Origin of the sequence: Meridianimarinicoccus zhengii (assembly GCF_003254465.1) — a bacterium.
GTDB classification, from domain to species: Bacteria; Pseudomonadota; Alphaproteobacteria; order Rhodobacterales; family Rhodobacteraceae; genus Meridianimarinicoccus; species Meridianimarinicoccus zhengii.
Genome location: NZ_QDFI01000046.1, coordinates 17,670 through 34,285, shown reverse-complemented (window position 1 = coordinate 34,285; position 16,616 = coordinate 17,670). Strand labels below are relative to the sequence as shown.

The window sequence follows — 16,616 nt, the reverse complement described above, 5'->3', positions numbered from 1 at the left end:
ACGCGTTGTAGCTGGACCAGTTCGTCGTGCGATAGCGGGCGGGAGATGGCTTGCTCATGCGGCACGTCTAACGGCATGGATTCACGAAGTGAATCCTCTGTCGACGGAGTTGCGCAACGCCGATGCGCTTGGCGTGAGGCTGGACGATCTGGTAGGGTGATCGCAGCGCGGATTTATCCGCAAAATTGCCCTCACGACGTGTCCTGCTGCCAAGATCACGACGTTCGCCGGTCAACGCGTGGCCCCGCGCCGCTACACCTGTCCCGCATGCACAGAAGATACCGCCCGGCCATCCGCGCGCCATTCCGGCAAGCCGCCGTCCAGGCGGTGCGCCGTGTAGCCGCGTGCGCGCAGGGCGGCGACGGCCTGATGGGCGTAGATGCAGTAGGGGCCGCGGCAATAGGCGACGATCTCGGCCTCCGGGTCGAGCCGCGTGAGGATCATACCGAGATCGGCAAGCGTCGCGTTCACCGCGCCGGGAATATGTGCCGCGGCGTATTCGTCGGCGGGCCGGACATCGAGCAGCGTGACGGCGCCTTCGGCAAGCCGCGCGGCCAGATCGGCGCGACTGACCGGTTCGGGGGCGTCCGCGCCGTCCGAGAGACCACGCAGGATGTGCTCGACCTGTGCGAGGTTCCGTTCCGCCACGATGCGCAGCAGGTCCATCAGGTCCAGCGTCTTCGCGTCGGTCAGCCGATAGATCACCGCCTTGCCGTCGCGCCGGCTCGTGACAAGACCCGCGCGACGGAGCTGTTGCAGGTGCTGCGAGCAGTTGGCGACCGTCAGCCCGGTCTTGTCGGCCAACCCTTCGACCCCGCGTTCGCCCTGTGCCAGTTGTTCGAGAAGCATCAGCCGTGCGGGCGCGGACAGCGCGCGGGCGACGCTCGCGTACTCTTCGAGGAGGGCCAGCTTCGGACTGATTGACATGGTGTGCCTCCGGCGGACAGTCCTTCAATCTATGAATTGAATGATAGCAGCACCGCCGCGCGCCACAACCCCCCGAAGGTCCGCATCCATGTCCGACACGATCCTTGCCGCAGAACCGACGATCCGCCTTGCCGCATTCCTTGGCGTGCTGGCGGCGATGGCGCTGTGGGAAATCGCGGCCCCGCGGCGGCGGCGCGAATTCCCCCGCGTCCTGCGCTGGAGCAACAACCTTGCGCTCGTGGTGCTCGACACCGTGATCCTGCGGCTGACCTTTCCCATCCTCGCGGTGGGCCTTGCGGTGATGGCCGCGGACCGCGGCTGGGGGCTGTTCAACGTCATCGACGTGGCCCCGTGGGTTGCGGTGATCGTTTCCATGCTGCTGCTCGACCTCGCGATCTATCTTCAGCACGTGATGTTCCATGCCGTGCCGGGGCTGTGGCGGCTGCACCGGATGCACCATGCGGATCTCGATTTCGACGCGACGACGGGCCTGCGGTTCCACCCGGTGGAGATCCTGATCTCCATGGGGATCAAGCTGTCGGTGGTCGCGGCCCTCGGCCCGACTGCCATCGCCGTGCTGCTGTTCGAGGTGCTGCTGCACGCCACTGCGCTCTTCAACCACGCCAATATCGACCTGCCGCGCCCGGTGGACCGCGTGCTGCGCCTGTTCTTGGTGACGCCCGACATGCACCGCGTGCATCATTCCGTCGATCCGCGCGAGACCAACTCGAATTACGGCTTCAACCTGCCGTGGTGGGACCGTCTCCTGGGCACCTACGTCGCGCAACCGGCGCGGGGCCATCAGGGGATGGAGATCGGGATCGAGCAGTTCCGCACGCCCCGCGATCTGTGGCTCGACCGGATGCTGTTCCAGCCGGTGCGTGGCCCTGCCTCGGGCGGCGCACTCGATCCGCGCATCACACGCAGGGAACCGGCGGAATGACCAAAACAGGCCGAGAAACGGAACGCGCATGAAACACCTGATCCTGCTGAACGATCCGCCCTATGGCACCGAGCGCAGCTTCAACGGCCTGCGCATGGCCCATGCACTGACCAAGAACGACCCGGAGGCCGAGATCACCGTCTTCCTGATGGCCGACGCGGTCCTGTGCGCCAAGGCAGGGCAGAAGACGCCCGAAGGCTTCTACAACCTGGAGCGCATGATCCGTCGCGTTCTGTCCGCAAGCGGGCGCGTTCTGATGTGCGGCACCTGCATGGACGCACGTTGCTTGACCGTGGACGACATGATGGACGGAGCGGAGCGGTCCACCATGGACGAACTCGCGCAAGCGACGCTCGCGGCGGACAAGGTGCTGGTGTTCTGAGGGGCACATCAGGACCGAATACCCGAAGCGGAGGAGACCCCGAATGACCCTGAAACACCTTCTTGCGGCGACCATTGCGCTCGGCCTGCACGCAGCCCCCGGACTTGCGCAGGACGCGGCCGTCGACGCCATGCAGGAATACATGATGTTCTCGGAATACGAGGCAGGCATCATCGTGCCGCAACAGATCGACAGAGAGGTCTTCGAAGCCGCGCTCTTCGTGGATACCCGCGATGCAGGCCAGTTCGCGGAGGGCACGATCCCCGGTGCCGTCAACATCGAGTGGCGCGAAGTGCTCGACCGGATCGATGATATTCCGGAGGATCGCATGACGATCCTGTTCTGCAACACCGGAAGCCTGTCGGCGCAGGCGGCTTTCGCGCTGCGTGTGGCAGGGCGCGACAACGTCGTTTTGCTGCAATCGGGACTGACAGGGTGGCAGCAGGATGCCGCCTGGAAACCTTGACCTGCGGAAGCATGGTCGGATCGGGTCAAATGCGGCCAGACGGACCTAGCCGGTCCTTTCTTGCCGGAAGGCCCAGATGCACATGTGCGTCACCATCCACGCGCCGTCTGGCTGGCCCGCGCGATCTCCCCTGCCATGCGCTGGGGTCACCTGGGCCTCGATGGCGCGGGGGGCCAGTCTGAAAGGGCTGCGTCCACCTCATCGACGATCTCGCCCGCGCTGCGCAGCTTGATCCCGGCTGACGCGGCCACGGCATCCATATGCGCGCGCCCCGGCCTGCGGCCTTCTTCCCCCCACCGGCAGCATATGCTCGCCGCCCGGACCGTGGCTGAAGCACAGTTCATAGGCGGACGCCAGCGCCACGTGAAGACGGCGCAGGATAAACTGCCGGGCAATCCGGCGCGACCTAGGTCGCGCGTGGCCGGGCAACGACGCCTGGCGTTCGAACTCGTCCAGCCTGCGGAATTCGGGCAGCGAAGAGCCTGTGGAAGGCTGGGCGCGCATTCAGCGCCTCGGCCAGCGCCAGCAGCGACGGCAGCGACACCTCCCCAAGCCGTTCGAACCACTTGAGCGTGCCCAGCGGAACACCGGACCGCGTGGCAAGCTCTGTCTGCGTCATGTTCAACGCGATCCGCCGGTTCCAGGCTGCAAGCCCGACAGCCCCGGACAGGTCGGTGCCGGTGTCGAGTGCGGGGAGCATGGGTGACCTTGGGCGGGACAACACACGACTCCATGCTGCGCTGAGCGCGCGCAATGGACAACTGATGATCCCAAAAGATATCCGTTCTCGCCTGCGCAACCGGTTGCTTCAAGGTTGAACAGGCATAATCGCCGCAAGCGATAACCCGGTGGGGCACTACCGTTCTTGTCGATCCGGCGCAGCGGAAAGTCCGTTCAAATGGCGTGACGGCCTACCTATGCTGCAGGGATGTCCCGCAAGTCGGAGTTTCGGCAAGCCACGCCCCTTCCGCGCAACCCACAGAGCCACCGTCCGCGCGTGACGCGTTACGCCCCGGGGTCTTCCCTGACCCATGGCGACATGTCAGCATGGAGACGCCGGCACCGCTTCGGGCCGCAACCGCGAGGGACATCGCATGCGCTACTGGCCTTTGATCGTCTTCGTCCTCTGGTTCGCGCCGGCGCCGGTCGCTGCCGACGGGCGCGTTGCTCTGCTGATCGGCAACGGCGGCTACCGGAACGACGACTTCGCGCTCGCCAATCCGGCCAACGATGTCCGCGCGCTCGGCGCGGCACTCACGCGGCTGGGCTTCGAGGTACGATCCGAGGTCGATCTGTCGCGGCCACAGATGCGTGCGGCGCTGGACTGGCTGGGCCGTTCCGCGCGGGGCGCAGATATCGCGCTAGTATTCTATGCCGGCCATTCGGTTCAGGCAGAAGCCGAGAATTACCTGATCGGGACCGAACTGGCCGAGTTGTCCGCACCGGCGCTAGTCGATTCCAGCGTCACGCTGTCGGAGGTGTTGACCGGCGTGGAGGCGGCCGGTGCAGAGCTGTCGCTCGTCATCCTCGACGCGTGCCGGGACAATCCGTTCGGGGGGACCCGGATCGGCGAGGCCGGGCTTTCGCCTGTCTCGGGGTCCATCGGCACGCTGGTCGCTTATGCCACCGATCCGGGCAACGTTGCCGCCGACGGCCTTGGCGCGAACAGCACCTTCACCGCAGCGCTTCTGGACCATGTCGAAACACCCGGCATCGACGTGCGCATCATGTTCGGACGGGTGCGGCAGGATGTCGTCGGCGATACCGGCGGCCAGCAGGTGCCCTGGGTGGAGGAAGCCGTGCTCGGCGAGCACTATCTGGCCGCGCCGCCCGATCCGCTGGACCCCGGCGATGAGCTCAGTGTCTGGCGCGAGGCCGTGGTTGCCGGCAGCGTCGAAAGCTACCGGGACTATCTCGAAAGCTTTCCGGAAGGTCTCTACAAGATCGTGGCGCAGCTCCGGATCGACGCCCTGCAGGGGAACGCGCCTGAAGCGACCGACCTTGACACGACCGACCTGCCGGCGGCGACTGCGGCGCTCGAGATGATCGGCCATCTCGTGCCGAACGCGGCGGATGTGCCTGACACGGAAGTCCGGCAGGCCTTCGCGCGCTGGCAATCGACCCGACCCGCAGGCGCACGCGGTTTTCCGGCGCTCATGGCCGAAGCGGCGCGCACGGCGACCTATGTCGGCACCTACACGGTCGGCATCCTTAAGAACGACCTGCAACGCTATGCCTCGGTCGACACGGCGCTAGAGCAGGCGCGGGACAACCTGCGCATCGCCGAAGCCGATTTCGGCGACGACGCGCAGGCGCAGTCGGCGTTGCAGCGGATGCGCGACGATGTCGCCCAGGTCGAACGGATCCGCCGGAACGTCGCCGCGGATCTCGACGCCAGCCGAACCTATTACAGCGACCTGATCGCGCTGACCGACCGGTATCTGGCGGACTGGATGTCGGAGGACGCGCAGCCGCGCTTCGCCTCCAGCCGCGGCATCACGCGCCTGTCGGACCGCGCGCTGTCGGACGCCCGGACATTCACCAGGCATCTCGCGATCGCGCGGACTGCGCCGGATGGCTCCTACACCTGGCTCGCATCGATGATGGAAGGACTTTGACCCATGTGGACATCGTGGCGCCCGCTTGCTGCCGTGTTATTGATCTCGGGATGCTCTTACGTGGAAGCGTGGTGGCCAGGGCCGGAAGACCCCCCCGCCGCCGACATGGCCGCGCCGCCCGAGATGCAGCATACCGGGGTGCCGAGCCCGGAGATCGACCGCTGGCAGGCGGAATGGGCGCGCTCCAAGCGCGAGGTGGCCGCGGCGCGGACAGAAGCCGCGGTGTCTGGCCGGGACATCCCGCCCCAAGTCGACGCGGAGGTGACGGAGCTTCTCGATCGGGACGTCAGCGCGCCGACCGATGAGGAGCGGCTCCGGCGCCTTCAGGACGCGGTCTCGGACGCACGGCGGCTGGCCGAGCTTGTCGGGCCCGGCTGACCCCCGAACCGTCCCTGACGATGAGCTGTGACGGCAGGAATGTGCGACTGCATGTATCGGCTGCTTCAAGCCGATCGCAGGCCCTGCTTATGGGTGTAGGTCTGGATTGGGCTCAACTGGCGGCTGCTTCCGCTGGATACCACTGTTGCCATGCCGCAGTGCCGCAGGACGGCTTTCCGTCCGTGGTGCCGAATTCTGCGCCGGCAAAGGCCGGACCGGACTCTGGCAGTTGCCGCCGGACTGCGTCCGGATGCCTATGCGGCGTTTCGCGTGACGCACTGTCCCGGTGCGCCTCTCTTGCGGACTCAGGCCGGGATTGCGCCAAGCCGGGCATAGACCGCCTCGGCTGCCGCCAATGCACCCTCGAGGAAGCCGCCGTCCTCGGGGGCTATTTCGGTTCCGGCGAAGAACAGCCGCCCCGTCGGGGCCAGTGGGTGATAGGCCGGATGGTCCGCGGGTGGTGCGCGGTCGGCGGGTGTGGCGGTGGCGCGGTCCGTACTCCAGTCCTTGATCAGCACATCCACCGGGGTTGCAGCCGCCGGTCCGAACAGGCGCGCGAGCTGTGCAAGCGCCGCTTCGCGGAAATCCGGCGCGCGCGCGGCACCGGGATGGGCGAAGCCGAACAGCGCGCCCGTTTCGGCGCCACTGGGCGCGGCATCGTGGATCTCCGCCAGCGGCCCGCGATGGGAGATCGCGTCGCCGTTCAGCCCTTGGTCCCGCCAGAAAGGCGTCGGATAGGTTGCGACCAGCTTGGCCTGTCCGGCCATCCATGTCGGAACGTCGGGGACCGGCACGCCCAGCCCGGCGGCCAGCCGGGGCGGCAGGGCAAGCACGACGCGGTTCGCGCGGATCGCATCGCCCGCCGCCGTCACGGTCACGCCGTCCCTGTCCGGGGCTACCCGCTGCACCGGACAGGACAGGCTCAGCGCGTCACCGACCTCGGCCGCCAGCGTATCCGTGACCCGCGCCAGCCCGCCCTCGACGCGCAGCGCACCGGCCATGGTGGCGAAGTCCATGTCCCGGTTGATCGCGCCGGTGGCGTCCTCGAACACCAGCCGCCCGGAGGTATGCTGCGGAAAATGGCTCAGGCCCAGACGGTCCAGCAGCGCCAGCATGCGCCGGTTGTGCGGCCAGACCCAGGACGGCCCGAGGTCATGCCCGCCGGGTGACAGCACGCGCCCGCCCGGCCTGTCGCGCGCCTCGAGCACCATGATCGCCCTGCCCCCGGCCCGAAGCGCGGCCGCCAGCGCAAGGCCCGAAAGCCCCGCACCGATGATGCAGATGTCCGTCTGGACGGTCATGCAGGGTCGCCCGCCGCCGTGCGCAGGTGCCCGGTCTTGATCCAGACATGTGCACCCTGATCACCGGCCTTCGCCGTGAAATCCGACCCGACCGGCAGGCGCAGCCAGTCCCAGCGGGAAAGCCGGTCCGTCCCGTCTGACAGCGCCCCCGCGATCACGAAAACCTCCAGCCCGCCCGAGGCATCGAGGGTGCGCGTCGTGCCGGGCGCCCAGCGTTCCATCGCCACGACTTCGCGCGCGTCCGCGTGCAGCGGCAAACGGGTGACACCCGGCGCGGCGTCGGACCACGCCGCGGCACCACTGTCGATCTGGACTTGCGTCCGGTCGGCGGCGTCGAACTGGTGCAGCTTGACGAGGATCGTGGCCCCGTCCCGTGCCGCCGGCATGTGCGACGTGGTCGGCGGGTTGCGCACGTAGAAGCCGGTCGGGAAGTCACCGTCCTCGTCCTGGAACGTGCCGTCGAGCACCAGGTATTCCTCGCCGCCGTCATGGGTGTGCGCGGAAAAGGCACTGCCGGGATCGAAGCGCACGATGCTGGTGGCGCGGGCGACCTCGTCCCCGATGCGGTCCAGCATCCGGCGCCGGACACCGGGCATGGGCGACGCGACCCAGTCGCTGTCGTCGAAGCGCACGAGCGCGCGCTGGCTGAAATCCGCGTTCAGATGCATGGGCTGGTGGTCCTTTCGGGTCCGTATCTCGGAATCGAGTGAACTGGATCGGGCACGACATGCTTCAACCCGCGGCGGGCGCTCAAGCCGTTTCTTGAATATGTGTGCGCTGACGGGGTGTCACACCTATCGGACTTTCACCACCCCGTAATGTCTTCACCTTTCCGTTTGTCTTTTCAGCCTTGAGCGACCGTCTAACAGATCGGACAAGACATTTCGCACGGAACACCGTCGTCATGATCCACTGTTATCCACAGGCCCGGATTTCGCACCGTGCGTGACACATATACCCTGATTTCATTCGGCTATTTCGGATCATGTGAGGTCCCTGCGGACCGCCATGGCGCGAAAACTCTCATGTTTTGTCAGCAGCCTGTTCCGCACTCGCATTGCAACGCGTTCCAGCGCTGCTGCCGGCCGTTCGCTTTGAACTCGAACTCACTTGGCATCGGCGGCCAGTTTTCTGTGCCACCCTCCGGTCGAACGCCGACACCGTTTCGCACGCGGTTGCGCCACTCCCCGAAGCACCCGTGCAACCCATCTTGTTTCTCGTTGCCCAGTCCGGTCAGGCGCCCTGCCCGCCTGTCGATCAGCATGCTCTGAGGGTTGAGCACAACGGAGCGAATGCCCTTTTCATGGGATTTGTGGCGGAGCGCCAAGTCGTTTGGGCGCAGCACGATGAAACATCCGAGCTGCCCGCATGTTCAGGCCGCCAAGGAGGGAACGGGAGCATATGAAAACAGGGCTGACAGGCATGGCCACGCGGTCGACCCGCTGGGGAGGGCCGCGAGCGGGCTTGCCGTCGGTCATGTCGTCGTCCCGACGATCAGCGCCCGGTGATGCCCGGAAAAACGATCAGCAAACCCACCGCAAGGATCTGCATGGCGATGAAGGGAAGAAGCGCGCGGAAAATCTCGCCCAGCGATATGTCGGGCGGGGTGACCGACTTGAGATAGAAGGCTGCGGGACCAAAGGGGGGCGACAGGAAGCTGACCTGCATGTTCATGGCGAAGACCACGCCGAACCAGACAGGATCCAGCCCGAGATCGCGGATGATCGGCACGAAGATCGGCATGGTCAACAGCGCGATCCCCACCCAGTCGAGGAACATGCCCAGCACGAACAGGATCAGCATCATGAACAGAACGATGACCGTGGGATTCTCCGAAACCCCGGTGATCAGGGTCGAGACGAAATCGATCCCACCCATCAGGTTGAACACCCCCACCAGCGCCGAGGCGCCGATGCCGATCCAGACGATCATCCCCACGGTCGCCAGCGTCCGTTGCGCAGCTCCCATCACCAGGTCCAGCGTGAATTCACCGCGGATCACCGTGGACAAAACCACGCCGATCACCCCGATCGCCGACGCCTCGGTGACCGAGGCGATGCCGCCATAGATCGACCCCAGCACGAAGATGACCACGAGGACCGGCAGGAACAACCCCTTGAGCAGCCGCAGCTTTTCGGTCGTCGTGGTTTCGGACTGCTCGGGGATCGGGGCGAGCGCGGGGTTCAGGTAGGCACGGATCAGAACGTAGGCGATGTAAAAGGACGCAAGCATCAGCCCCGGCAGGAAAGAGGCGGTGAACAGATCCCCGATGGAAACCGAAGCCGTCAGCCCATAGATGATGAGCACGATCGACGGTGGCACCATGGTGCCAAGCGCACCGCCGGCGCAGCACACGCCAATGGCGAGCTTGCGGTCATAGCCCAGCCGCAGCATCTGCGGCAGCGCCAGAAGGCCCAGAAGCACGACCTCGCCCCCGATGATGCCGGACATCGCGGCAAGGATCACCGCTACCAGCAGCGTCTGGATCGCCACGCCCCCGCGCAGCCGCCCACCCACCACGCGCATGGCATCGAACAGGTCGCGCGCGATGCCCGACCGGTCGAGAATCGCCGCCATCAGCACGAACATCGGCACCGACACGAAGACGAAGGAATTCACGAAGCTGAAGATCCGCGATGTGATCAGCGGAACAGCCATCGGCCCGAACCATCCCAGCGCGAAGATCAGCGCCACCAACAGCGTGACGAACGCCAGCGGCATGCCGGTCAGCAGCAGCCCGAACAGCGACACGAACATCCAGAACGTGGCCCATTCGATGCCCATGGCCTTGAGATCGGGCAGAAGCGCGACGAGATCCATCAATCAAGCGTCCGCCGGGCATAGTTCCACGCCAGAACGGCGAACTGCACCGCCATCACGATCAGGATGGCGAACAGGAACAGTTTCAGCAGCCCCGGCGTGGGCGGATCCCAAGCGCTGCCTGTCGTCTCCAGCCGGAGATCGCCTGCGGGGGTCCAGACCGCGCGCTTGACGCTCATCCATGCGGCCCAGGCGAAGAACGCGGTCGACCCGAGGCAGGCGAGAGAGATTGCGACGTCGAAACGCCGCCGCACCCGCGGCGACAGCGCGTCATAGATCAGCACCACCCGAATATGCGCGTTGCGCGCGGCGACATAGACCCCGCCATAGACGAAGGACACGGCCGTCAGGAAGATCACCGTTTCATGGGCCCAGATCGTGGGTTTGTTGAAGACATAGCGCAGCACCACTTCCAACCCGAGGATCGCCGCCGAACACAGGATAGCCACTGCGAAGACAACGCCCAGCCGGTCGATGGTGCGCCCCAGTGCGCCGGCTTCCGGCGCAGGCCCGCCCAGTTCCTGCAACGGTGGCCGCGGTTCCGACTCGTCGTTCATGGAACACCCGCCTTTCTGGCGTGAAGGACCGCCGGGCACGCTGCGCGCCCGGCGGTCCTTTGGGCGATGGTCAGTTCATCAGGCCCTGGTCCCGCAGGTAGGCCGTGAGGGTCTCATAGACCTTGCGGGCGTTCTCGGACCCTTCGGCGGCCTTTTCCCATTCGGTCTGCGCGATGGCACGGAAGCGCGCGCGTTCTTCATCGGACCAGTTGTGCACTGTGATATCGGGATTGGCCCGGGCTTCTTCCACCGCCTGCTCGTCCCGCTCGGACAACGTGGCGACCTGCATCTGCGCCCAGTCGCGCACCGAGTCTTCCATCGCCGTCTGGACCTCGGAGGGCATGGAATCCCACACGTCCTTGTTGATCGAGACCTCGACCAGCGGCATGGAATGGAAGCCCGGATAAACCGGGTGACCCGCCACGTCGTGCATGCCCTGCTGGTGGTTGGTCGAGAACACCGAATAATCCGCCGCGTCGATCACACCCTTGTCGAGCGAAGTGAACACCTCCGATCCGGGCAGGTTCACGGGCGCTGCGCCCGCAGCGGCAAAGACGCGCTGTACCATGCCTTCGGGCGCGCGCAGCTTCAGCCCATCGAGATCGTCCACGCCTTCCAGAGGGACCTTGGACAGGAACGCTTCAAGCCCCGGCGTGGTGGCCCCGAGGAACTGCAACCCGTAAGGGTTGAGCATCTCGTTCATCAGTTCCTTGCCGCCGCCGTTTTCCATGAAATCGAACAACTGCTGCGGCGACGACCACGCCCCGACCGGGTTGGCGATCAGGCCGAAGGCCGGGTCCCTTCCCGCGAAATAGGAGGTGTCGGTGAAATGCCCGTCGAGAATACCCGCGGCCACCGCGTCCTGCGTTTCCGAATGCGCCACGATCGTTTCCACCGGCAGCAGGTCGATCTCGACCGCGCCATCCGTGCGTTCGGCGACGTCCTTGGCCCATTCCTGCTGCAGGATGAAATTGGCGTTGCCCGCCGGGTCCGAACTTTGGACACGCAGCGTGTAATCCTGTGCCATGGCGGCCGTGGCGAGCGCGCCGAACAGCGCAGTGGTCGCGGCCAGTGTCGTGATCAGTCGCATCCTGAGTCCTCCTCCTTGTCTGTCGCGGTGTCGCGATCTTGCGCCGCGGCATCCTGTCCGACGCTAGGTACCCGCGCCATCATCTGTCAACGTTCCATTCCGGACCGGCTGATGCCCGGTGCTTGGTCTGGATCGCTTGCCGCCGCGACGACCGCAGATGGCACTTGACCACGAAGCGCACTGCCGGTGCACAGTATCGCAAGCGCGGCGGAATGGGCCCCGTTCGCGCGGCACGCGCCGTGACCTGCCGGATGCCGGACAGACACAGGCGCGGCGCGATAGCCCGGTCTATGGCTTTCGGCCCTCAGGGCCATGGCCGGGCATTCCAAGCAGGCCGGGCCGCCGCCCGCGCAGACACCGGGACCGCTCGTCCTGCAGGAAGGAGAAACCGATGAAGATCACGGCGCTGGAAACCCTGCGGATCGCGGAGCGTCCCAACCTCATCTGGCTGATGGTGCACACCGACGCCGGGCTGACCGGACTGGGGGAGACGTTCTTCGGCGCGACCACGGTGGAGGCGCATGTCCACGACTGGCTCGCCCCGCGGGTGATCGGGCGCGATCCGCTGGCCATCGACGCACTGTCGGCGGATCTGGCGGGCTATGTCGGCTTCCGGTCCTCGGGCGCAGAGATGCGGGGCAACTCCGCCTTCGACATCGCGCTGTGGGACCTGTTCGGCAAGGCTGTGGGACAGCCGATCGCGCAACTTCTGGGCGGTTTCACCCGCGACGCCATCCGCACCTACAACACCTGCGCGGGCACCGAATACATCCGCAAGGCGACCGGCCAAACGGTGGCGAACTGGGGACAGGGGCGCGCGGGGGCGTATGACGATCTCGATGCCTTCCTGCACCGCGCCGACGATCTGGCGCTGTCGCTGCTGGAGGAAGGCATCACCGCCATGAAGATCTGGCCCTTCGACATCGCCGCCGAAAAGACCCGCGGCCAGTCGATCTCGACCGCCGATCTCAAGGCCGCTCTGGTGCCGTTCGAGCGTATCCGCGCCGCGGTCGGCGACCGGATGGACATCATGGTGGAGTTCCATTCGCTCTGGCAGCTTTTGCCTGCAATGCAGATCGCCCGGGCGCTGGCACCCTTCGACACCTACTGGCACGAGGACCCGATACGGATGGATAGCCTCGCCAGTCTGAAACGCTATGCCGCCGCATCGCCCGCGCCCATCTGCGCGTCGGAAACGCTGGCCACGCGATGGGCGTTCCGCGACCTGCTGGAAACCGGTGCGGCCGGCGTGGTGATGCTGGACATCAGCTGGTGCGGCGGCCTGTCCGAGGCGCGCAAGATCGCCGCGATGGCCGAGGCGTGGCACCTGCCGGTGGCCCCCCACGACTGCACCGGGCCGGTGGTCCTGACGGCATCCACCCACCTGTCGCTGAACGCGCCCAACGCGCTGGTGCAGGAAAGCGTGCGGGCCTTCTATCACACATGGTATCGCGACCTCGTCACCGCACTGCCCGTGGTCCGCGGTGGCATGATCACCGTTCCGCCGGGACCGGGCCTCGGGCTCGAACTTCATCCCGAGATCGACCGGGCGTTCTCGACCACCCGGCGATCGACGACTGCCGCATGATCCCCCTTGCCCTTTTCGCGACGCCAGGCGTGGCGCACACCCGTCCCTGACGAGGTCCGGTCATGGCGCCGGATCGTCGAGCCGTCGAAAGTGGCGCGGGAACACGTGGCCTGCACCGGCGTCTACATCCTGCCCGGCCATGCCCGAATTCGTGCCGCTTTCCCTTGCAACACAATGCCGGAATACCCACCGCCAGTGACCTGTTCCTTCCTGCCCCACCGGACACGAAGCCCCGCAGGTCATGGCGGGGTCGGATCAGAACCGAGCGCATCGCTTCGCGGTAAGCTTCCCATCGTGATCCCGCCCGGATGTCTTTTGGTCCTTGTCGAGAGACGCTTCGACCAGGTTTTCAGCGCATTGTCGCGCATGGGCCGCGCGCCGAACCCGAAAGCGGCTTTCGGATTTTATCTCCGCACTTTCAGCGGCTTGCTTTCACCCGGCAGTACCGCGATCACCCGGTCCGGCGATCCCGTGACCCGCACGCATGAATACCCAATTGTGCGCAAGACCGCCCCGGAATAGCTGATGGCCATGATGACGAACCTGCGATACCCCGTTGGGCCGGTGCTGTTCCTCGACGATGTCGCGGAAGGACGGTTATTCTTGTCCGCCCTGTTCATCGTGGCACGCGGGCAGACCGTGCCGCCCGTCGAGCTGCCCCAAGGCTTTGCCCATCCGGTCGCGCTTGCCGCGTACGAACACGCGACCGTCTGGCGCGCGCGGTTCACGCTTCCGGCTGACCGCCCCTCGGAATACCGCTGGGATGGCACCGCCTACCCGGTGGCTGGTGATATCACGGGTGACCTGCGGCTCGCCTACGTCTCGTGCAATGGCGAGGAAGTGGGCGACATGGATCGCGAAGCGTCCGAACGAAACGCCATGTGGGCGCGGCTGCGCGACGAACACGCCCGCCAGGCCTTCGCGTTCATGCTGCATGGCGGCGACCAGATCTATGCCGACGAGGTGACGCGCGGACACCCCCTCAGCCATGACTGGCCGAACCGCATCCCCCGAGATCCCCCACGCGCGGACCTGGACGATCTTCGGCGGCATCTCCGCGAAGGGTTCCTGGAGCGCTACGCGGCTCTCTATGCGGCGCCGCAGTTCGCGTGGCTCGCGGCGCGCGTGCCATCGCTCATGCAATGGGACGATCACGATATCTGCGACGGCTGGGGCTCGCTCAGCCGGTCGCGGACCTATTCGCCCGTGGGCCAGGCCCTTTTCACCGTGGCACGCGAAAGCTTCCTGCTTTTCCAGAACGCGACGACCGATGGCGACCTGCCTGCCCGCTTCACAGATCCCGTCGGGCAGCATCTGGGCTGGGTCGTTCTGAGTCCGGGTCTGCGCATCCTCGCGCCGGATCTCAGGTCCGAACGGACGCGGCGCCGGATCATGGGGCCGGGCGGCTGGGCAATGCTGGACGCCGAGGCGCGGCGAGAGGTGCGCGGCCAGACCCTATTGATGTCCAGCGTGCCCCTGTTGGGCCCGAGGCTATCGCTGCTCGAGGCGCTGATGGTGCTTGTGCCTCGCATGCAGGAGTACGAAGACGACCTGCGCGACCAGTGGCAAAGTCGCGCGCACCGCGACGAGTGGCGCCGCATGCTGCGGCTGGTCCGCGATCTTGCGCGCCGGGACGGCCATGACGTCACGGCTGTATCGGGCGAGATCCATCTGGCCACGCGGGCGGTGATGGAGCTTGGGGACGGGCTGCAACTCAACCAGTTGGTGGCCTCGGGCATCGCGCATCGGGCGCCACCCAGGGCTTGGGCCCGTATCCTGGGGGCACTTTCGTGGCTGGGCGAGGACCCGTTGCCCGAGCACCCGATCCGGATCGAGCGGCTTCCCGGCCAGCGAAGCCGCTATGTCGCCGAACGGAACTACCTCGTCTTCGAGCGGGCGGCCGGAAATTGGACGACCCGCTGGGACCTGGAAGCAAGCGGCATGACGGCGCCCCTCGCCTTGTGAGCTTGGCGCGCTGGCGCCCCAACAACCGTGGGCCGATAGTCGTCGATCCCGTGCGGCACGATCAGCGACCGGAGCCACCGTCACCGGTGCTGCACCAATAGGCTTGGGGGCGCCTGGCGTCATACCCGTCGCCCGCGCGCGGCGGACAAGGAACACCCCGCGGACACGTCCGGCATGCCTGCGTATATCGACTGCCGTCCGGGCGCGTCCGGCGCCGCCACGCCCGTCCATGCCTGCTCAGCCCAGAAACACCCTGCTCGCCGGGTAGCCCAGCCTCGGTTTGGCACGGGTAGCGAGGAAAAAACCAAGTGTCAGCGGCCCGACGCGGCCGATGAACATCACCCCCACGATCACCGCGCGGCCGAACCCGTCCAGTTCGTCCGTCGCGCCGCGCGACAGGCCCACCGTGCCGAAGGCCGACGTGACCTCGAACGCGAGATCCAGGAAGTCGCCGTCATGCGAAATGGTGATCAGGAAGATCGCCCCGAACACCGTCAGGATGCTGACCATGGTCAGGGCGAGCACCTTCATCACCTCCTCCGGGCCGAGGCTGCGACCGAAGACGTGCAACTGCTGCCGGCGCCGGAAGAACGCGACCGTCGCTAGCAACAGCACGATGAAGGTCGTCACCTTTATGCCGCCCGCGGTCGACGTGCTGCCCCCGCCAATCACCATGAGCGACATGAACATCAGTGACGTGCTGTCGTGCATCGCGGCGATATCGACCGTGTTGAACCCGGCGGTGCGGGTCGTCACCCCCTGGAACCAGCTTGCCCAGAGCCGGTCATCCAGCGGCAACGCGCCCAGCGTGCCCGGGTTGGTCCATTCCAGCGCCGCGAACATCACCACGGACCAGACGATCAGCGACAGCGTGCCGACGACCATCAGCTTGGTATGCAGCGAGAACGCGCGCCAGCCCCGCTTGGCATAGAGTTCCGTCACAACGACGAAGCCAAGCCCGCCGAAGATGAACAGCGCCGGGATCGTCAGGTTGACGATCGGGTTGCCGACCCAGCCTGTCAGGCTATCGGGGAACAGCGCGAACCCCGCGTTGTTGAACGCCGAGATCGTGTGGAACAGCGCCTGCCACAGACCCATGCCCCAGCCGAATTCCGGGACGAAGACCATGGACAATAGCGCCACGCCCAGCAGTTCGCAGGCCAGCACCACCTTCAGGATGCCGCGCACCAGCACCATGAGATCGGAAATGGACGTCTGGTTGAGATCTTCGCGCAGGAAGATCCGCTGCGAGATGCTGACGGGCAGCCCCAGCATCGACAGCACCAGCACCGCGAACGTCATCAGCCCCAGCCCGCCCAACTGGATCAGCACCATCACCACGGCCTGCCCGAACAGCGTCAGGTCGCTGCCCGTATCGATGACCACAAGGCCCGTCACGGTCACTGCCGAGGCGGCGGTGAACACGGCGTCGGACCAGGTGATCGGCGCGGGCGTGGCCATCGGCAGCATCAGCAGCCCGGCGCCCAGCGTGATCAGCACGGCATAGAGCCCGGCAAGGATGGCAGGCGGCGGGATCTTCAGCCGCCCGCCCCGTTTCGCCCATTTCAAACGCCGCAAGGC

Annotated in this window: 15 protein-coding genes; 7 read left to right on the top strand and 8 right to left on the bottom strand. The window is 66.3% G+C overall.

The window, feature by feature from the left end:
• Nucleotides 1-252 precede the first annotated feature (252 nt).
• The gene (locus DDE13_RS14660) at nucleotides 253-927 is read right to left on the bottom strand and encodes an ArsR/SmtB family transcription factor (protein WP_111405038.1); all 675 of its coding nucleotides are present in this window, start codon (nucleotides 925-927) and stop codon (nucleotides 253-255) included.
• 88 nt (nucleotides 928-1,015) lie between these two features.
• On the opposite strand from DDE13_RS14660, the gene DDE13_RS14655 reads away from it, so the two are divergent.
• Genes DDE13_RS14655 through DDE13_RS14645 form a run of 3 tightly spaced genes read left to right on the top strand, consistent with a single transcriptional unit; the run spans nucleotide 1,016 to nucleotide 2,718 of the window.
• Entirely contained in the window at nucleotides 1,016-1,870 is an 855-nt protein-coding gene (locus DDE13_RS14655; RefSeq protein ID WP_111405037.1) for a sterol desaturase family protein, read from the top strand.
• Nucleotides 1,871-1,898: 28 nt separating this feature from the next.
• On the top strand, nucleotides 1,899-2,252 hold the full coding sequence (locus DDE13_RS14650) for a DsrE/DsrF/TusD sulfur relay family protein (protein ID WP_111405036.1): 354 nt from the start codon (nucleotides 1,899-1,901) through the stop codon (nucleotides 2,250-2,252).
• Between the two features lie 43 nt (nucleotides 2,253-2,295).
• Complete coding sequence (locus tag DDE13_RS14645) at nucleotides 2,296-2,718, top strand: rhodanese-like domain-containing protein (RefSeq protein WP_111405035.1); 423 nt, start codon at nucleotides 2,296-2,298, stop codon at nucleotides 2,716-2,718.
• Nucleotides 2,719-3,124: 406 nt separating this feature from the next.
• Here the strand turns inward: DDE13_RS14645 and DDE13_RS23445 are convergent, their stop codons facing one another.
• Nucleotides 3,125-3,418, bottom strand: coding sequence for a helix-turn-helix domain-containing protein (locus DDE13_RS23445; protein ID WP_235868715.1), 294 nt, complete (start codon nucleotides 3,416-3,418; stop codon nucleotides 3,125-3,127).
• Between the two features lie 394 nt (nucleotides 3,419-3,812).
• Here DDE13_RS23445 and DDE13_RS14635 point away from each other — a divergent pair, with 394 nt between their 5' ends.
• Together DDE13_RS14635 and DDE13_RS14630 are read left to right on the top strand one after the other, a co-directional pair.
• Nucleotides 3,813-5,336: a caspase family protein gene (locus DDE13_RS14635; protein WP_162631027.1), complete on the top strand. Its 1,524-nt coding sequence runs from the start codon at nucleotides 3,813-3,815 to the stop codon at nucleotides 5,334-5,336.
• Nucleotides 5,337-5,339: 3 nt separating this feature from the next.
• Nucleotides 5,340-5,714: a hypothetical protein gene (locus tag DDE13_RS14630; protein WP_162631026.1), complete on the top strand. Its 375-nt coding sequence runs from the start codon at nucleotides 5,340-5,342 to the stop codon at nucleotides 5,712-5,714.
• Between the two features lie 305 nt (nucleotides 5,715-6,019).
• Here DDE13_RS14630 and DDE13_RS14625 read toward each other — a convergent pair whose 3' ends face one another.
• The 5 genes from DDE13_RS14625 to DDE13_RS14605 all read right to left on the bottom strand — a co-directional run bounded on the left by DDE13_RS14625 (nucleotide 6,020) and on the right by DDE13_RS14605 (nucleotide 11,482).
• Nucleotides 6,020-7,015: a flavin monoamine oxidase family protein gene (locus DDE13_RS14625; protein WP_111405032.1), complete on the bottom strand. Its 996-nt coding sequence runs from the start codon at nucleotides 7,013-7,015 to the stop codon at nucleotides 6,020-6,022.
• Nucleotides 7,012-7,683, bottom strand: coding sequence for a cupin domain-containing protein (locus DDE13_RS14620; protein WP_111405031.1), 672 nt, complete (start codon nucleotides 7,681-7,683; stop codon nucleotides 7,012-7,014). Before DDE13_RS14620 ends, DDE13_RS14625 begins: the two co-directional genes overlap by 4 nt.
• An 826-nt stretch (nucleotides 7,684-8,509) precedes the next feature.
• Complete coding sequence (locus DDE13_RS14615; RefSeq protein ID WP_111405030.1) at nucleotides 8,510-9,835, bottom strand: TRAP transporter large permease; 1,326 nt, start codon at nucleotides 9,833-9,835, stop codon at nucleotides 8,510-8,512.
• Nucleotides 9,835-10,392, bottom strand: coding sequence for a TRAP transporter small permease subunit (locus DDE13_RS14610; RefSeq protein WP_111405029.1), 558 nt, complete (start codon nucleotides 10,390-10,392; stop codon nucleotides 9,835-9,837). Before DDE13_RS14610 ends, DDE13_RS14615 begins: the two co-directional genes overlap by 1 nt.
• Nucleotides 10,393-10,462: 70 nt before the next feature.
• Complete coding sequence (locus DDE13_RS14605) at nucleotides 10,463-11,482, bottom strand: TRAP transporter substrate-binding protein (RefSeq protein WP_111405028.1); 1,020 nt, start codon at nucleotides 11,480-11,482, stop codon at nucleotides 10,463-10,465.
• Between the two features lie 391 nt (nucleotides 11,483-11,873).
• Here DDE13_RS14605 and DDE13_RS14600 point away from each other — a divergent pair, with 391 nt between their 5' ends.
• Nucleotides 11,874-13,070: a mandelate racemase/muconate lactonizing enzyme family protein gene (locus tag DDE13_RS14600; RefSeq protein ID WP_111405027.1), complete on the top strand. Its 1,197-nt coding sequence runs from the start codon at nucleotides 11,874-11,876 to the stop codon at nucleotides 13,068-13,070.
• A 531-nt stretch (nucleotides 13,071-13,601) separates the two neighbouring features.
• Complete coding sequence (locus DDE13_RS14590) at nucleotides 13,602-15,035, top strand: alkaline phosphatase D family protein (RefSeq protein WP_111405040.1); 1,434 nt, start codon at nucleotides 13,602-13,604, stop codon at nucleotides 15,033-15,035.
• 237 nt (nucleotides 15,036-15,272) lie between these two features.
• Here the strand turns inward: DDE13_RS14590 and DDE13_RS14585 are convergent, their stop codons facing one another.
• On the bottom strand, nucleotides 15,273-16,613 hold the full coding sequence (locus DDE13_RS14585; protein WP_222626107.1) for a TrkH family potassium uptake protein: 1,341 nt from the start codon (nucleotides 16,611-16,613) through the stop codon (nucleotides 15,273-15,275).
• Nucleotides 16,614-16,616 lie beyond the last annotated feature (3 nt).

Bases quoted from the DNA above. Each gene is read 5' to 3' on its own strand.
- DDE13_RS14625 (WP_111405032.1), bottom strand. From the start codon at position 7,015: ATGACCGTCCAGACGGACATCTGCATCATCGGTGCGGGGCTTTCGGGC.
- DDE13_RS14605 (WP_111405028.1), bottom strand. From the start codon at position 11,482: ATGCGACTGATCACGACACTGGCCGCGACCACTGCGCTGTTCGGCGCG.
- DDE13_RS14590 (WP_111405040.1), top strand. From the start codon at position 13,602: ATGATGACGAACCTGCGATACCCCGTTGGGCCGGTGCTGTTCCTCGAC.
- DDE13_RS14655 (WP_111405037.1), top strand. From the start codon at position 1,016: ATGTCCGACACGATCCTTGCCGCAGAACCGACGATCCGCCTTGCCGCA.
- DDE13_RS14660 (WP_111405038.1), bottom strand. From the start codon at position 927: ATGTCAATCAGTCCGAAGCTGGCCCTCCTCGAAGAGTACGCGAGCGTC.
- DDE13_RS14600 (WP_111405027.1), top strand. From the start codon at position 11,874: ATGAAGATCACGGCGCTGGAAACCCTGCGGATCGCGGAGCGTCCCAAC.
- DDE13_RS14620 (WP_111405031.1), bottom strand. From the start codon at position 7,683: ATGCATCTGAACGCGGATTTCAGCCAGCGCGCGCTCGTGCGCTTCGAC.
- DDE13_RS14645 (WP_111405035.1), top strand. From the start codon at position 2,296: ATGACCCTGAAACACCTTCTTGCGGCGACCATTGCGCTCGGCCTGCAC.
- DDE13_RS14615 (WP_111405030.1), bottom strand. From the start codon at position 9,835: ATGGATCTCGTCGCGCTTCTGCCCGATCTCAAGGCCATGGGCATCGAA.
- DDE13_RS14610 (WP_111405029.1), bottom strand. From the start codon at position 10,392: ATGAACGACGAGTCGGAACCGCGGCCACCGTTGCAGGAACTGGGCGGG.
- DDE13_RS23445 (WP_235868715.1), bottom strand. From the start codon at position 3,418: ATGCTCCCCGCACTCGACACCGGCACCGACCTGTCCGGGGCTGTCGGG.
- DDE13_RS14635 (WP_162631027.1), top strand. From the start codon at position 3,813: ATGCGCTACTGGCCTTTGATCGTCTTCGTCCTCTGGTTCGCGCCGGCG.
- DDE13_RS14650 (WP_111405036.1), top strand. From the start codon at position 1,899: ATGAAACACCTGATCCTGCTGAACGATCCGCCCTATGGCACCGAGCGC.
- DDE13_RS14630 (WP_162631026.1), top strand. From the start codon at position 5,340: ATGTGGACATCGTGGCGCCCGCTTGCTGCCGTGTTATTGATCTCGGGA.